General features: G+C 68.5%; 12 protein-coding genes. 4 read left to right on the forward strand and 8 right to left on the reverse strand.

What is annotated here, in order from left to right; translation table 11 throughout:
• Positions 1-50: 50 nt before the first annotated feature.
• The 5 genes from Apa02nite_RS10000 to Apa02nite_RS10020 form a co-directional block, all read right to left on the reverse strand.
• Complete coding sequence (locus tag Apa02nite_RS10000) at positions 51-1,463, reverse strand: MFS transporter (protein ID WP_203824785.1); 1,413 nt, start codon at positions 1,461-1,463, stop codon at positions 51-53.
• A gap of 93 nt (positions 1,464-1,556) precedes the next feature.
• Positions 1,557-2,501: an acyl-CoA dehydrogenase family protein gene (locus tag Apa02nite_RS10005; RefSeq protein WP_203824786.1), complete on the reverse strand. Its 945-nt coding sequence runs from the start codon at positions 2,499-2,501 to the stop codon at positions 1,557-1,559.
• A 4-nt stretch (positions 2,502-2,505) separates the two neighbouring features.
• Positions 2,506-2,982: a GNAT family N-acetyltransferase gene (locus tag Apa02nite_RS10010; protein WP_203824787.1), complete on the reverse strand. Its 477-nt coding sequence runs from the start codon at positions 2,980-2,982 to the stop codon at positions 2,506-2,508.
• A complete protein-coding gene (locus Apa02nite_RS10015) occupies positions 2,979-4,529 on the reverse strand; it encodes a long-chain-fatty-acid--CoA ligase (RefSeq protein ID WP_203824788.1) in 1,551 nt (516 codons plus the stop codon). The genes Apa02nite_RS10010 and Apa02nite_RS10015 overlap by 4 nt, the downstream gene beginning before the upstream one ends.
• A gap of 78 nt (positions 4,530-4,607) precedes the next feature.
• Positions 4,608-7,589, reverse strand: coding sequence for an AfsR/SARP family transcriptional regulator (locus Apa02nite_RS10020; protein WP_203824789.1), 2,982 nt, complete (start codon positions 7,587-7,589; stop codon positions 4,608-4,610).
• 234 nt (positions 7,590-7,823) lie between these two features.
• Here Apa02nite_RS10020 and Apa02nite_RS10025 point away from each other — a divergent pair, with 234 nt between their 5' ends.
• Positions 7,824-8,828, forward strand: a complete 1,005-nt coding sequence (locus tag Apa02nite_RS10025) for an RNA polymerase sigma factor (protein ID WP_203824790.1) — start codon at positions 7,824-7,826, stop codon at positions 8,826-8,828.
• Positions 8,829-8,838: 10 nt separating this feature from the next.
• Positions 8,839-9,585, forward strand: coding sequence for a GNAT family N-acetyltransferase (locus Apa02nite_RS10030; RefSeq protein WP_203824791.1), 747 nt, complete (start codon positions 8,839-8,841; stop codon positions 9,583-9,585).
• On the opposite strand, the gene Apa02nite_RS10035 is transcribed toward Apa02nite_RS10030, so the two are convergent.
• The gene (locus tag Apa02nite_RS10035; protein ID WP_307871960.1) at positions 9,567-10,586 is read right to left on the reverse strand and encodes an alpha/beta fold hydrolase; all 1,020 of its coding nucleotides are present in this window, start codon (positions 10,584-10,586) and stop codon (positions 9,567-9,569) included. The two genes, Apa02nite_RS10030 and Apa02nite_RS10035, sit on opposite strands and share 19 nt — an antisense overlap.
• A 148-nt stretch (positions 10,587-10,734) precedes the next feature.
• Between Apa02nite_RS10035 and Apa02nite_RS10040 the strand changes: the two genes are divergently transcribed.
• The gene (locus Apa02nite_RS10040) at positions 10,735-11,268 is read left to right on the forward strand and encodes a sigma-70 family RNA polymerase sigma factor (protein ID WP_203824793.1); all 534 of its coding nucleotides are present in this window, start codon (positions 10,735-10,737) and stop codon (positions 11,266-11,268) included.
• Between the two features lie 171 nt (positions 11,269-11,439).
• Here the strand turns inward: Apa02nite_RS10040 and Apa02nite_RS10045 are convergent, their stop codons facing one another.
• Together Apa02nite_RS10045 and Apa02nite_RS10050 are read right to left on the reverse strand one after the other, a co-directional pair.
• Entirely contained in the window at positions 11,440-13,248 is a 1,809-nt protein-coding gene (locus tag Apa02nite_RS10045) for an acyl-CoA synthetase (protein ID WP_275412457.1), read from the reverse strand.
• Positions 13,245-14,858, reverse strand: a complete 1,614-nt coding sequence (locus tag Apa02nite_RS10050) for a fatty acyl-AMP ligase (RefSeq protein ID WP_203824795.1) — start codon at positions 14,856-14,858, stop codon at positions 13,245-13,247. Before Apa02nite_RS10050 ends, Apa02nite_RS10045 begins: the two co-directional genes overlap by 4 nt.
• 626 nt (positions 14,859-15,484) lie before the next feature.
• On the opposite strand from Apa02nite_RS10050, the gene Apa02nite_RS10055 reads away from it, so the two are divergent.
• Positions 15,485-15,685, forward strand: coding sequence for a DUF3311 domain-containing protein (locus Apa02nite_RS10055; protein WP_203824796.1), 201 nt, complete (start codon positions 15,485-15,487; stop codon positions 15,683-15,685).
• The last annotated feature ends 5 nt before the right edge of the window (positions 15,686-15,690 follow it).

Below are 15,690 nucleotides of genomic sequence, written 5' to 3' on the forward strand. Positions count from 1 at the left end.
ACAAACGACCCAGAACTACTCGAAGTAGTGATCCGCCGTAGCAGTACTAACTAATCCACCGCTGCCGGCTGGGCGGCGAGCGCGGGGGCCCGGTCGGCCGGGTTCCCCCGCTCGCCGCTCGCCCGCCACCACTGCCCGGCCGGCAGCAGCGCGAACAGCGCCGCGGCCACCCCGAGAACCGCGATGGCGACGGCAGGCGTGATCAGGTCGCCGAGCACCCCGGCGGCGAGTGCTCCGAGACCCTGCGCCGCGGTGTTCACCGAACCGGCGATGCCCATGCCACGGCCGCGCTGCGCGTCGGGCAGCAGCCCGGCGAAGGAGGACGCCGCGATTACCGTCATGATCGCCCAGAACGCCTCGCCCAATCCGATCAGCACCAGAACGGCCACGGGTTCACGCACCCCGGCCAGCGCGATCAGCGGCAGACCAGCCGCCGCCGCGGCCACCGGGAAAACCCAGCCCGACCGTTCAGCCCCGGCGAACCTGCCGAAGATCGCGAGCCCGACGATCGCCCCGGCCGCGCCCGCCGCCATGATGAACCCGACCCATCGCGATGGAAGGCCCAGGCCGGCGGCGAGCGGGGCAGCCAGTGCCAGCGGCGCCGCGAGGAACAACCCGGTGAACGTGGACAGGAAGGCGGCGCGTCTTCCGGCCGTACCCCAGACCAGATCGAACACCCCTGCCCCGGGCCGCCGAGCCGGGCCGGACCGCGCCGCCGGACGCCGCACGACCCGGTGAACGATGATCGACGCCGCCAGGGCGAAAGTCGCGCTGTCGAGCCACAGGCAGGCGGCCGGACTCAGTGCCGAGGCAAGCAGGCCGCCCAGTGCCAGGCCCAAGAACTGGCTGCCGTTGGACAGCATTCCTCGCAGTGCCATGCCCGTGCCGTACTGTTCCGCCGGCAGGACGTCACGCAGCAGTGCCAGGTTGGCCGCCGCGTACGGTCCGGTCAGAAACGACGAGACAGCAACCAGACCGCACAGCAGAGACAGCGGCAAGCCCGGTACGGCCATGACCGCGACGAGGGCGGCGCGGACCACGTTGACCGCTACCATCACGTCGCGGCGTGGGTGTCGGTCCGCGATTCCGGACAACAGGAAGCCGCCGGCGACCGCGGGCAGCAGGGTCAGCGCGATGGCGAAACCGCTGAGCCCGGCCGAACCGGTCCGGGTGAAGACGAGCACCGCCAGCGCCACCCGGGACAGGAAATCACCGAAGACGGAGAGGGTCTCGGTCGACACCATCGCCCGGAACTCGCGGTTGCGCAGAACCAGTCCGAACAAGAGGAGACTCCTAAGAATGAAGGCCGGGTTTGCCACCGCGGAACCGTTTTCCGTCACTCTGAACGGCGGTCTCATCTGCGAGTGGAGCCGGTCCGATCGGGTATCCCGACCGGACCGGCAGGGTGGCGACAGACGCACGATGCGATGCGCGATCTGTGCCCATTCACCGGAGCCGGGCACGCCGGTGGGCGCTCCTCGTGCTCGGATGAACGGCAGCCCGGCACCGGGACACGCCTGAACCGGTACCGGGCCTCAACTTCCCCGAGACGAAACCTACCGACGGTGACTTGACGCCGAGTTGATCAACAAGGAAGCCGTGGAGACGTCCACCAGTTCGTCGACTGACGATCCGAAGCCGCCTGAGTCCCGGGCGGTGTCGACGGCGTGACGGATCGCGGCATCCAGCTCAGCGTGCTGCGCCTCGGTGGTCACGCCGCCCGCCTGCGCCGTCCGGTCCAGGCCGTGCAGCGACTCCCGCAGCAGAGCCCCCGCGGCCGCGACACGAGTCCGATTCGGTCCACTGTGGCTGGCGTCGTCGAGGGCTCCCCGCGCCATCCCGAGCAGCACCGCGGCGCCGCGCGCAGCGAATGCCGTTGCCGCGGGCAGGCGGTAGGCCCGTCGGGAGTTCCGCTCCGGGGTAAGGGATTTCAACAGCATGCCGACCTTCACGGTCGTGCGCTGCGCCACCACTGTCTCACCGTCGTCGAGCACCGAGACCGCCGATCGGGGAACGAGACACCATCGCCGGTCGGCATCACCAACTGGCGACGCGGCCAGCAAAAACCAATCGGCGGTGCCGGCGGCGCTGACCACTTTCCAGCGGCCGGAGAGCACGTAGCCACGGAGCCGGCCGAGCTGTCCTGAGGTCACGATGAGCGGATCCGGCCCGTCGCCCCAGACGCGGCTCGTCGCGCCGGATCCGAGGCAAACGGCGAGATGGCCGAGGTTGGCGTTCATCATCGTCCAGGCGGTCGGACCGTCGATCCGGGCCACCTGTTCGAGCACCGCACTGATCACGGACGGCGTTGCTTCGAAGCCGCCGAGCTCTCGCGGCGTGCTCAGCCGGAAGGCACCCAGCAGGCGCAGGATCTCGACCAGAGCGTCGTCGACCCGGCCGAGCGAGGTGCAACGCCCGCGATACCTCTCGATCGCGGGACGAAGCACCTCGGGCAACTCCGCAGGCGTCACCGACCTCCGCGGATAGGTCAGAGCGATCATCGCCCTATGCGGCCAGACTGTAGTGCACGTACTGGTCGCTGCGGCTCGCCTCGAGCCTGTCCGCGACCACCGCCCGGACCAGGCGGTGCGCCGCCGAGTTCTCGCCGAGGACGTACGCATTGACCCGGCGTTCCCCCGCCGCCGCCTCCCCGAGCAGGAAACGCACCAGGCCCGCGCCCACCCCCCGGCGCTGCCACGCGTCGACGATCACCACTGCCAGCTCGACGTCCCCGGTGGCGTCCGGCCACGACTCCGCCCAGCCGATCACCTGCTCGCCGTCGAGCGCGACGACAATCAGGACCCGGTCGTCGGCCGAATGCTGCTCGATCATTTGGATGTACGCCCTCGGCAGTGACGCGGTGCCGACGCCGAAGCGACCGAACAGGCTCTGCGTCGAGAGCCCGCCGGCCGCCTCGACGATCCGTCCGGCGTCGCCGTCGCGCCAGGCCCGGATCCGGATCGACCGCTCGGGGCCGGTCATCGGGCCAGCTCCCGCTTCAGCGCCTTGCCAGTCGCGGAGAGCGGAATCTCGTCGACGAACGTGACGATCCGCGGGTATTTGTAGGCCGCCAGCCGCAGGCGGCTCCACGCGATCAGTTCGTTCTCGGTGAGCCAGGCGCCCGGTTTGGCGACGACCACGGCCTTGACCTCTTCACCGAGAGCCTGATCGGGAACTCCGATGACCGCCGCCAGCGAGACCGCCTCGTGGGTCATGAGGACGTCCTCGACCTCTCGGGGGTAGACGTTGTAGCCGCCGCGAATGATGAGGTCCTTGACCCGGTCGACGATGTAATACCAGCCGTCCTCGTCGCGGCGTCCCAGGTCGCCGGTGTGCAACCAGCCGTCGCGCAGGACCTCCGCGGTCTCCTCCGGCCGGTTGTGGTAGCCGCGCATGACGTTGTGCCCGCGCACCAGGATCTCGCCGACCCGGTCCGGGCCATCGATGGTGTCGCCGTTGTCGTCGACCAGTTTGACGTCGACGCCCCAGATCGGCACTCCGGCCGAACCCGGGCGGGCGGCCGAGCCGGGCTTGCTGAACGTGATCGTCGGGGAGGCCTCGGTCATGCCGTACCCCTCAAGGATCGTGACCCCGAAGTTCCTCCCGAAGCCCTCGATTATCGGGACGGGCAGCGCCGCACCGGCCGACAGAGCGCGCCGCATGCTGCCCGCGATCCGCGCGACGTCGGTCGCGTCGGTCATCGCGTTGAGCAGGCTCCAGTAGATGGTCGGCACGCCGGCGAGGAAGGTGATGCGTCCGGTCTCCATGATCCGCAGCGCGACACGGGGGTCGAACCGGGGAAGAAGCACCAGGGTCGACGCCGAGGCGAAGCCCGCGTGCATGTTCACGGTCGCCGCGAACACGTGCGACAGCGGCAGGACCACGAGGTGGGTGTCGCCGAGGTCGGTGCTGCCGAGCATCTGGTTGCCGGTGGCCGCGTGCAGCAGCAGGTTGGAATGCGTCAGGACGGCACCCTTGGGCCTCCCGGTTGTGCCGCTGGTGTAGAGGATCGCCGCCGGATCGGTCTCCTGGCGCATCACCGTCTCAAAGATCGGAGCGCGGCCACTCAGCGCCTGTTCGAGGGTCTCCGCTCCGACGATCGGTGATGCCGCCTCAGACGCCGCTGTGATCAGGAAGAACTGTTCGCAGCCGGAGGTGCTGAGGAATGCCGAGAACCCTTGTTCACCGATGGGCATTTCCGGGGTTCCGGCGAAGCAGAAGAACGCCTTCGCCCCGGAATCGGCCAGGAAGTATTCGACCTCCGCGCGGGTGGCAAGCACGTTCATCGGAACGACGACCGCACCCGCTTTGACAATCCCGTAGTAGATGATTGGGAACCATTGTAGGTTCGGGCATGACAGCGCCACGCGGTCTCCCGGTGCGATGCCGCGGCCGGCCAGCAGGGCCGCAACCCGGCGGGCTTCGGCGTCGATGTCGGCGTAGGTCCAGTTCCTTGAGTCGAGGACCACGGCGGTTTGTTCGGGGTGGTTGCGGGCGCTGTCTTCGAGAAGCATCGCGAGATTCAACATCGGAATCGATGCTATTGACGCACTCTGGAAACTGAGTGGAGGAAGACTTCCGGACGTATTCCACCGGACGCGTTCGCGTCATGAGGTGCAATCAGCGGGATGCTCCGAAAGCTGAAGGTCGGCCGTACCCGATCGGTCTTGTCCGGAATGGACCTGGGAGATCTTCTCGGCGAGGGCGGCGAAGGCGGCGCGCATGTTCTCTGTGCCACCGTCATGCAATTGCTGGAGTACGCCATCAGCGCGTTCCAAGGCCTGCTCGGCGCCGATGATGTCACCAGCCGAGATCAGCATCTCGGTCAACTGCCGCAGCGCATCGAACCGCATCGGGCGATCACCGGCTCGCTGCGATATCTCGGCCGAGAGCTCGAGCTGTTCGGCCGCTTCCTCGATGCGGCCGTTCTCCGCCAGATTGCGTGCAATCGCGGTCCGGATCTCACGCTCGTCGAGGCTGCGCCCGCTCTCCTGGGCGAGCTTCAACGCCTCGCTCAGCGCATCATCCGAGGCGCTGAACCGTCCCAGGGCGGCCAGTGACTTGCCGATGAACAGCAGGCTGAGAAGCTCTCCCCGACGGTTGTTCAGGAGCCGGAACAACCACAGGGCCGTCGCGCTGCGCTCGAGCGCCAGGTCGTGCCGGCCCATCGCGTAGTACAGGCGGTAGTAGTTGGTGTGCACCAAGGCTTCTTCCAGGCGCATGCCCTGTTCCTCGAAGATGCGCAGGGCCTCGGCGAGCAGGACGATCGCCTCCTGGGTGGCACCCAGCGAATGGCGAGCGCCGGCGAGGCTACGCAGCACGTGCGCCTCACCGATCGCGTCGTGGCTCTGCCTGGCCGCGTGCAGAGCCACCCGCATGATGTCCTCCCAATCCTGGTAGTAGCCCGCCCACTGCAGGTATTGCTGCATGGTGATGGCCAGCTGCCAGGGAACGATGCCGAATTCGGCGTCGGCTGCCAGTCGTACCGCTTCCTTGAGCGCCTCCCGCTGGCTCACGAACCAGGCGATGGCCTCGTCGTAGCTGGCCGGCCGTTCGGGGACGACGCCGGGCAACGCCGCAGGCGGGGCGATCGGCGTGCGGTTCGGCTCCAGCACCACCTGCGCATTGAAGCTGCTGTGCAGGTAGTACTGGAGCAGGCGACTGATCGCCGCCTCCCGTTCGGTCACCGATTCCCCGGTGTGGAAGAGCTCTTCCGCGTACGCCTTGACCAGCAGATGTGAGGTAAAGCGCCCGTCCTCGTGCTCGGTGACCAGCGCGACCTCGGTGAGTTCGGCCAGCTCGGCCCGGGTCTCGTCGGCGCTGCGGCCGGACAGGCTCACGCAGGCCCCGGCGGTGACGCCCGAAGACAGAGCGACCGACAGTAGCCGGAACAGCCGGGCCGCGCCGGGACTGAGCTGCCGGTATGACCAGGAGAAAGCGGTACGGGGATCGCTCAGACCGCGACCGCCGGGAAATGCCTCCAGCCGTCGGGCGCCGTCACGCAGCTCGGCGGCCACGGTGACCAGCGACAGGTGCGGACGGGCGGCGATCCGGGCGGCCAGGATCGCCAGCGCCAGCGGGAGCCGGCCGCACAGTTCGATGATCTCATCGACGACCCGTGCGTCACCGGCGGCGTCGGGCGTCCTGGCCGACAGCCCGGCCAGCCGGCGTTCCAGCAGCGCGCGGGCGCCCGGAAGATCGGGCACATCGATCCGGAGAAGGTGGGCTCCGTCGAACGCGGCCAGACCGGCCAGGGACCGGCGGCTGGTGATGAGCACGAGACTCGCCGACGAATTCGGCAGCAGCGGGCGTACCTGTGAGGCGTCGCGCACGTTATCCAGCAGGACCAGTATCTGTCGTGACGCCGTCAGGCTGCGGTACATGCCGACACGCGCGTCGAACGTGTCCGGCACGTCGGCCGCCGGCACGCCCAGCGCGTACAGCAGAGAACGTAGAGCATCGCCGGCCGGAACGCTCTCCTCCTCGCCGAGGTGACCCTGAAGATCGAGATACAGTTGCCCGTCGGTGAAGTCGTCGCTCACCAGGTGCGCAAAGCGCGTGGCCAGCGTCGACTTGCCCACGCCTCCCATCCCGTCCATCGCGATGACCAGCGGGCTGGTCCGGCCGGCATCTCGCATCCCGTCCACGAAGCTGTGCAGACCGGTCAACTCGGCGTCGCGGCCGACGAACAGCGGGATGTCGGGTGGGAGCTGCGCCGGCCGCACCAGGGGAATCGGCCGGGCCGGCGTCGAAACTCGAACCGGATTCTCCGGTTCCGCGGGCGGCATCGTCGCCTGGGTGAGCGCCCGCCGCTGAGCGCTCTGTAGTTCATGACCTGGGTCGATGCCCAATTCGTCGGCGAGACGTGTCCGAATCGCGCTGTAGACCGCCAGCGCCTCGGCCTGGTGGCCGGCGGCGGCGAGCGTCGACACCAGGCTGGCGTGGACGGGCTCGTTCAGCCGGCTCATCTGCGCCGCCAGCCGCAGCGGGCCGATCATCCGCTTCGGCTGACGTACCTGGACGGCCACGTCGGCCGCAGCGGTCACGGCGTCGAAGAACTCGCCGTCGATGCTGGCAAAGGCCGCGGCGGCGTCGGCGCTGTCCGCGAGCGTGTCACCCGCCGGCCCGTGACACAGCCGCAGACCGTCAAGGTAGTGATCAAGCGCCTGGCCGAGCTCCCCGCAGCCCTGACTCGACTTCGCCTCGGCGATGTGCAAGCGGAACCTGACGAGGTCGAGCGTCTTCTGGCCCGCGGCGAAGCGGTATCCGGTCCCGTGTCGCAGCAGGTAGGAGCCGGAGGTGCGCCGGACCAGGTCGGGCTCCAGCAATCGGCGCAACGCTCCGACGTACTTGTGGATGACGTTCACCGCGCTGGCCGGCGCATCCGGGCCCCAGATCAGGTCGATCAGGTCGTTGGTGTTGACCGGCCGTCCCTCGCGGGCCAGGAGAACCGCCAGTAGGCAGCGCTGTTGACGAGGGCCACCGTCGAGCTCGACTCCTCCTCGCCACAGTCGTAGCGGCCCCATGATCTGTAGACGCAACGTATCGTCCACCCCGCCTGGCGAGGCGTCGAAGTGCGAACCAGTCATGCTGTCGCCCCCTCTTTCCCGGTCGTCGCCGATGCCGTACTCCTCGCCGTTGCGGCCCGCAAGTCACGGCGCAGACTAGAGAAGGGCTCTGGACAAGTACTTGACCGGTTGTGAACCGAACGGGCGGAGATCCGCGTGGTGTGGGTGCGCATGCTTTGCTGATGCACGCTTTCGGCGGAAAGTTCGACCCGGGCGAGAAAGAATTTCTTCACCCGCCGGAGCTACTGTCCGTACATGCTTCTCAGAACCACCGGACCGGTGTCAGCCAGCGAAACGGAGGAAATCGTTCACGCCGCCCAACAGGGCGACTCGCGTAGCTTCGCGCTGCTGTTCCAACTGCACTATCCGGGCATGCTGGCCACGGCGTACCAGTTGCTGGGCCACGTACCCGACGCGGAGGACGCCTGCCAGGATGCCGCCATCACCGCATTCGGCCGGCTCGGCGATCTGAGAGATCCTTCCGCCGTACGGCCGTGGCTGCACTCCATCGTGCGCAACAACTGCCGCGCATTCCTGCGCGCCCGCCGGCCCATCCCGGTCGGTGTGGCCGGCGAGGATGTGCTTGCCTCAGCAGAGGACGACCCGGTCACCCGCATCGAGCGCAGCGCCCAGCGCGACTGGATCTGGCACGCCCTGAGGCAGTTGACCCCCGCGGCGCAGATCGTGGCGATGCTGCGCTACTTCACCGAGAACAACTCGTACGACCAGATCGCGGCGCTCTGCGGGATCCCGGTCGGTACCGTGCGCAGCCGACTGAGCGAGGCTAGGCGACAACTGTCCGTCACCCTTTCCCTCACCGGCGACGAACGCCACGAGGCCACCGCCGCGCTGAACGCCGAGCGCCGCGAGGAGGCCGTCTCGGTGCTGGCCGCGGTCGCGGACAGTGTGCCGCTGAGCCGCGTGGCGCAGCGCTGGGCGAAGGATCTGAGCTTCCACTGGCCGGACGGGACCCGGACGACGGGACTACAACCGCTCATCGACATCATCCGGCTGGACTACGACGCCGGTGTCGGCCACGAGATCACCGGGGTGGTCGCCGGCGTTGGCATCACGATCTGGGAAAACGCGTTCATCAACCCGCCGGAGGACCCGTTCCACTGCCCGCCCGGTGCCACCTGGCTGCTTCGCGAGAATGGCGGCCTGGTGACCGAGGTGCGATTCATGCGCACGCCACGACCGGCACTGCCGGAAGCCGACGGCTCTGAGGATCGAACTTTCTCCGGCCATGGCGACTCCTGAGGGTATGACCATGAAATCCATCCACGATCTGGAGCCGCAACTCGCGGCCAACCGCCGCTACTGGGGCGGCTGGGACGGCGACACACTCGACGACGACCTGCCGATCTATCGGACCGACATCCCGCACATCCTGCTCAACGGGGTGCTGCGGGTCCGGAACCGGCCGATCGAGGACGCGATCGCGGAGGCCAAGGAGCGGCTGACCGGTTCCCGTTGGAGCTGGTGGGTCCAGCGGGACAGCGACGAGGGTACGGCCGAGAGCCTGCTGGCGCACGGCGCGAAGCAGATCAGCCACACGCCGATCATGGCGGTGGACGTCACCACGGTCGCCGCGCCGGTAGTTCCGGAAGGCTTGAGCATTCGCCTCGCCGTAGAACCGGCCGAGATCGAGCGGTACGTCGGGACCTGGGCCGGTCCGCTCGGTGTCACCGGCGACCTCGGCATCGTCGTCGAGCGGGAGCTGAACTTCTACCCCGACATGGTGCGGCTCGCGGGCGTCGTCGACGGCAAGACCGTGGGCACGTGCACACTCTCCCTCGGCACCGCGGACGTCGGCGGCCTCTACACCATCGCCACCGACCCCGACTATCGCCGGCGCGGCATCGCGTCCGCGCTGACCCTGGAGGCGTTGCGGATCACCCGGGAAACCGGCCGACGATTCGCCACCCTCCAGTCCAGCAGTGACGGCCTTCCGGTCTACGAGAAGATCGGCTTCCAGACCGTGGCCCACTACGACCTTTACCAGCTGCCCGAGTGATCCCGCGCGAGTCGCTCGGCCGGACCCATCCGGCCGGGCGGCGTCGCGTCGGGCGCCGCCGAGGCGTAAGTGGCCGGCTGCCCCTTGACCCGGCCGGGACGGACGAACTCGCCCGAGGCCCCATCGGAAACCCTCCGGGCGAACTCCATCACGACGTAGCTGAAACGCTCGGCCTCCTCGATGTGAGCGAAGTGCCCACTTTCCCGGAAACCTGCCGCGTACGCGTCAGGAATGCCCGAGCGCAGCAGCTGGGCCGCCTCGTCGCCGAACTCGAAGTCGTGTTTTCCCCAGATGACCATGGTCGGCGCGGTGATCGCACTCAGCTCGGCACGGAAGTCGAACTCGGCGGCGGGCCGCGGCCAGCACGGCAACGCGCCGAGCAGCGGAGCGAATTCCAGGCGCCGCCGCCAGTAATCGGCGAAGAAGGCCGGCAGGATCCCCCACAGCCGGGCCGTCGTCTCGTGCACCGAGCGGTCCGCGGGCCGGTCGTACGCGGCGATCATCGCCTCGGGATCGGCCCGGTCTGCGTTCGCCCAGGCGAATCGCCCCAGCCGCTCGCGGGCCGCGGTCCGGGTGTGCCCGTCGGCGACCGGTGAAGTCGCGTACAGAATCAGCCCGGCGACCCGGCTCGGATTGCGCATCGCGTACCGCTGGGCGACGAAGCCGCCGTGCCCGTGCCCGAGAACGAACACCGGCTCCGAGGAGAACTCGGCGACCACCGCGTCCAGATGATCGGCGTAGGTGTCCAGGTCGTAACGCCCACCGCGAGGCAGCCCGCCGGAGGCGCCGGTACCGACCGGCTCGAGATAGACCATCGTAAGGTCCCGCTCGAGCAGCGGCATCCGCAGGTAATCCGCCAGCAGCCCCGGGCCTCCGGGATGGACGACACACAACGGACCACGACCACGGACGTGGCAGACCAGGGAGACATCACCCACCCGTATCGTGCGCGTCATTTCCGATCTGGTTGTCAAGGCGTCTGCCCGCCCACCCCATGTCATACCGTGAGCATGTCGGAACGCAGTTGATTTCTACTGACCGGAACCCGACAAAGGCAATCGACGGGCGCCGATACATTTTATTCAACTCCGCGTCAAGTGGCCCAAAATACGCTCCCACCATTCCTTCTTCCACAGGGATGGTGCAGACGTGCTCGAAACACCGGTACGCCGGCCGGACCGTACTCGCGCGGATCAGCTCGCCGACCTGTACGCCCTTCATGGGCCGCCGATCCGCAATTTCCTCACCCGCCTCGCCGGTGGGTCCGTCGAACAGGCCGAGGATCTGCTCCAGGAGACGATGATGCGGGCCTGGCGCCACCTCGACTCGGTCCCGCGCGACGACGAGGAGGCCCGGCGCTGGCTCTATACGGTCGCGCGGCGGATCACGGTCGACGCAGTCCGCAGGCGCAAGAATCGCCCGGTCGAGGTCTTCCTCTCCGACCTGGAGAAGACACCGCACTACGACGACACCGCGGACGAGGTGATCGCCTCCACCGCCCTGAACCACGCATTCACGATGCTCACTGACCCGCATCGCGAGGTGCTGCGCGAACTGCACTTAAGGGGCCGATCGATGGAGGAGACCGCCCGGCGGCTCGACGTACCGATGGGCACCATCCGGTCGCGTGCCTACTACGCGATCCGTGCCCTGCGCGCCGGTCTGAACAGTCACGACCACTAGCTTGTTCTGGCGCCGGCCGATACGGGTGCGGCGCTCGGGCGTTGAGGGCGCCGACCTCCCCCACCACCGTCGTACGCCGGAATGTTCTCTGTCTTCCTTCAACGCGGAAATGAACGGGCGGCCGGCACCCTGGGACGTCATGCCCCGGGTGCCGGCCGCCCGCCGGGACACTCAGCGAGTCCGCACGCGCCACTGGAACGGATAGGTGCCGAGCGCCGAGCGAACCACGTCGGCCTCGGCCACCGCGACGACCACCTCGGCCACAGGAGTGCCGTCCTCGATGCCGACCGACACCTCGGCACCGGACAAATCCGCGGCGAGCACGCGGCGGATGGTCTCGGCCCGCAACGCCGGCTTGAACTCCTTGCCGACCGCCGTGACCGGAATCTCGTCGATGATGTGGACCGCCTTGGGCGCCATCGCCGGCTCGGGCACCCGTCCGGCCGCCCACGCGACGAGTTGTTCTTCGGTCAGTTCGGCGCCCGGCCGCAGGGTGACGAAACCGACCGGCACCTCGCCGGCATGCTCGTCGGGACGGCCGACGGCCGAGGCCGCGGTCACGTCGGGGTGGATCAGCAACGCCTCCTCGATCACCACCGGATCGATGTTGTGGCCACCCCGGATGATGACGTCCTTCTTGCGGCCGGTGATGAACAGGAAGCCGTCGGCATCGACATATCCGAGGTCGCCCGTGTCGAGCCAGCCGTCGTTCACCAGCCCCCGCTGGTCGAGGCCGGTGGGCGTGACATAACCCGGGAACACCGCGGGTCCGCTGATCTCGAGGACCCCAGTCGTCCCCGTCGGCAGCGGCCTGCCCTCCGGGTCGACGGCACGGACCTGCTGGTACGGCATTCGCAGGCCGACCGAGCCTCGCCGGGGCCGGCCGGGTTGGATGCCGGCGACGGCGCAGGTGGCCTCGGTGAGGCCGTACCCGTCGCAGATCGGAACGCCGGTGTGCGACTCGAATCGGTCGCGGATCTGGGCCGGCAGCACGGCCGATCCGCTGACGATGAACTTCATCGAGGACAGATCCGCGTCGACAGGCAGCTGACACAGCCGCCCGAGGACCGTCGGAACCGCGGCGACGGTGGTCACCTGGTAGCGCTCGATCAGCCGCCACAGCCCGGCCATGAGCTCCGGATCGCGGAAACCGAGCGGACCCGCCCACACCACCCGGGCCCCGATGAACATGGGCGCCAGCACCGAGGTCATCACCCCGTTCACGTGGAACAGCGGTAGCCCGCACAGCACCGTGACGTCATCGAAGGAACTGACCATCGACGACGCACACCACGCGGTGAATACCTCGTTGTGGTGGGTGTGCGCGGCCAGCTTGGGCGTGCCCGTGGTGCCCCCGGTGTGAAAGTACGCGGCGAGGTCGTCCGGACCGGGTGGGAGAGCCACGAGCTGATCGGCGCTCTCAACGGCCGCCCACTCCTCGAGGTAGGCGACCGGAACGGCCTTCTCTCCCAGCGACGGCCCCGGCCCTCGCGCACCGTCGGGGCGCAGCGCCAGCACCGCTTTCAGCCCGAGCCGCTCACCGAGGACGGTCGCCAGATTCCACACTCGCGGATGGACCTCCGGGCCGGCCGCGATCAGCACCCGTGCCCCGGAGACCGCGAGCATCGCGCCGATCGCCTCGGGCGCGAGCATCGGGTTGATCGGCAGAATGACCCCGGCAGCCTGGACCCCCAGGATCGCCGCGAGCATCTCACCGTTGTTCGGACTCGGCATCGCCACCGCGTCGCCCCGGCCGACCCCCAGCCGGGTCAGGGCGTTGGCGATGCGAGTGACCTGCTGGAACAGCTCCGGGTAGGTGAAACTGTCCGGGGCGTCACCGAGTGTCCCGAGCAGGACGACCGCCTCACGGTCGGGAAAGCTCTTGGCCGTCTGCTCCAGCAGGGCGTACGTGCTGGCGGGCAGTCCTCGCTCGGCGAGTGGGACCTTCTCCATCGCCACGGGGTCCACAAACGGGTTCATCGGATGTCGCCTCTCTGATTCGCGGCGAGCAGAGCACGGGTTTTCGCGCGCTGCACCTTGCCGCTCGTGGTCACCGGGATGGAACCGGTGGGCAGCAGCTCAATCTCGGAAATCTCGATGCCGTGCTCGTTGCCGACCGCAGCGCGGACCATGGCCTCGATCTGCACGCGGAGGCCCGGGTCCAGGGGCAGAGGCATGCGAACCTCGGCCACCAGCGCGAGCCGATCTCCCTTGTCGCCCAAGGGCACGACAGCGCAGCGCCGGCCGTGCAGCAGGTCGACACTGCGCTCGACGGTGTGCTCGACGTCCTCCGGGTGGAACAACCAGCCATCGAGCTGGATCAGGTCGGCCAGCCGGCCGGTGACGAACAGCTCGTCCTCGAACAGGAATCCCCGGTCCCCGGTACGCAGGTACGGCTGCTCGTCGAAGCCGTCGATCCGGGCCTGGAACGAGGCCGCGGTACTCCCCTCGTCCTGCCAGTAGCCGCGTCCCACGCTCGGCCCGTGCACCCAGATCTCGCCCATCTCACCGGCCGGCATCTCGGCCGAGGTGACCGGGTCGACGATGCGCACGGCGAGGCCCTCGGGGCGGCGCCCGCAGCTGACCAGCGGGCGCCCGGCTCCGGGCTGCTCCACGGCCGTGCCGCTGCGCAGCGACTCCCTATGGAAACGCACCGTGCGCGGTGTGCCGCCATACCTGAGCCCGCTGACCAGCACGGTGCCCTCAGCGAGCCCGTAACAGGGCGCGAACGCGTGAGGCTTGAAACCGGCCGGGCCGAAGTGATCCGCGAATCGCAGCAGCGTGTCCTCGCGTACCGGCTCGGCCCCGTTGAGCACGATCGCCAGCGACCCGAGGTCCAGGCGTGCCGCCTCCTCCGCGGGGACACGGCGCACGCACAGGTCGAAGGCGAAGTTCGGCGCGACGGAGAAGTTCCCGCCGATCTCGGAGATCGTGCGCAACCAGACGCCCGGATCGCCCACGAACGCCTGCGGCGGGATCACCGTCGCGGTTCCGCCGCGGAAGGCGGTGAACATCAGCACCGCGAGTCCCATGTCGTGATAGACCGGCAGCCAGGAGACTGCGCGCAGATCCTCGATCCCCGGGGCGACGGAGCGGGTGAACTCGTCGACCATGCGTAGGTTCTGCATGTAGTTGTGGTGCGAGACCAGCACCCCCTTGGGAGCGCCGGTGGAACCCGAGGTGTACTGCACGAGGGCCGTCTCGTAGGCGACCGCGACCGGCTCGGCGGTCAACCCGGCGGCCACCGCTCTCTCGACGTCCTCGGCGACCAGGATCACCGGGGCTCCGGTGTGCCGGGCCGCTGCCTGAGCCGCCTTTCCCGGCGGGACCGGAACAGCCACGGCGCCGGCGTACCAACTTCCGAAGAGAGCGGGCAGGAAGTCCAGGCTGGTTCCGAACGAGAGAACGACCCGGTCACCGACGGTGACCTGGCCGCTCAGCGATCCGGCCACCGCCCGTGCCCGCGCGTCAAGCTCGGCCCAGGTGAGCATTCCCTGGTCGGCGATCCGTACGGCCGGCTGATCGGCGAATCCGATCGCGTTGCGGCGAAGCAGCTGCATCACATCGGCCGGGCTTCCGGGGTTTTGCATTGTTTTTTCCTGTCGTCCGGTGGGCCCGCGAACGATCATGGTCAAACCGGAAACGAACCCCCAGGCGCTCCAGCAATCCGCGCTGGAGCGCCCGCGCCGGCCGTTCACGCGGCTACGGGGTGAACCTGCGTAAAGGCACTGCGGACAGGCGGTTCTCGCCTTCGGGGTCTTACTGGATTAACGTTCGCCGGAGCCCAATTCTCAATACTGACGATCTAGTTCTCCGCGGAACTGACGATCCTGATTTCCGCGGGCGCAGGGCAGTGCGTCACCGGTTATCGGAAGTGACGCCGAGGCCGCGCGGGGTCGTGTGCGCCGGAGCGGCCACGGCAAGCGGTGGCTCCGACCGCGGCCACCGCCACGACGGCGAGGTTGGTGCGCTTGGACAAAACAGTTCCCTCCGGTGGTGCTTGCCGGAGGAAAAGTACGGTCTCGCAGTGAGTTGTCTCTTGACTCGCGAGAGCCGCCAGTCCAGTCGATCTTCAGTAGGTGTCGCGAGGCGACGTCGATCCAACGCTCCACCGGGCCGGGAACAGGGTGCCCCGGGCGACGATAATCGAGGGCAGTTGACAGACTCTTCCGTCTCCGGAAATCCGTTCTCCAGTGTCCTGATCAACGATTCCGGTATGAAATCGTCCCACCCTCGCAGTCGCTGGAACTGGCTGCTTCCGATCCCGATCGTGCTGCCGCTGGCCACGTTCCTCTTCAACGCCGACGGCCCCCGGCTGGCCGGCTTCCCGTTGTTCTACTGGCTCCAGCTGGCGTTCGTCGGGCTCGTGGTCGTCGTGACCACGCTGGTTTACCAGCTCACGAAGCAGGAACGGTGACTCCC

Source organism: Actinoplanes palleronii, assembly GCF_016862315.1.
In the GTDB taxonomy this organism is placed as follows: Bacteria; Actinomycetota; Actinomycetes; order Mycobacteriales; family Micromonosporaceae; genus Actinoplanes; species Actinoplanes palleronii.

Coding starts and splice junctions, on each gene's coding strand:
- Apa02nite_RS10025 (WP_203824790.1), top strand. CDS start 7,824: ATGCTTCTCAGAACCACCGGACCGGTGTCAGCCAGCGAAACGGAGGAA.
- Apa02nite_RS10045 (WP_275412457.1), bottom strand. CDS start 13,248: ATGAACCCGTTTGTGGACCCCGTGGCGATGGAGAAGGTCCCACTCGCC.
- Apa02nite_RS10055 (WP_203824796.1), top strand. CDS start 15,485: ATGAAATCGTCCCACCCTCGCAGTCGCTGGAACTGGCTGCTTCCGATC.
- Apa02nite_RS10010 (WP_203824787.1), bottom strand. CDS start 2,982: ATGACCGGCCCCGAGCGGTCGATCCGGATCCGGGCCTGGCGCGACGGC.
- Apa02nite_RS10030 (WP_203824791.1), top strand. CDS start 8,839: ATGAAATCCATCCACGATCTGGAGCCGCAACTCGCGGCCAACCGCCGC.
- Apa02nite_RS10035 (WP_307871960.1), bottom strand. CDS start 10,586: ATGACATGGGGTGGGCGGGCAGACGCCTTGACAACCAGATCGGAAATG.
- Apa02nite_RS10015 (WP_203824788.1), bottom strand. CDS start 4,529: ATGTTGAATCTCGCGATGCTTCTCGAAGACAGCGCCCGCAACCACCCC.
- Apa02nite_RS10050 (WP_203824795.1), bottom strand. CDS start 14,858: ATGCAAAACCCCGGAAGCCCGGCCGATGTGATGCAGCTGCTTCGCCGC.
- Apa02nite_RS10020 (WP_203824789.1), bottom strand. CDS start 7,589: ATGACTGGTTCGCACTTCGACGCCTCGCCAGGCGGGGTGGACGATACG.
- Apa02nite_RS10005 (WP_203824786.1), bottom strand. CDS start 2,501: ATGATCGCTCTGACCTATCCGCGGAGGTCGGTGACGCCTGCGGAGTTG.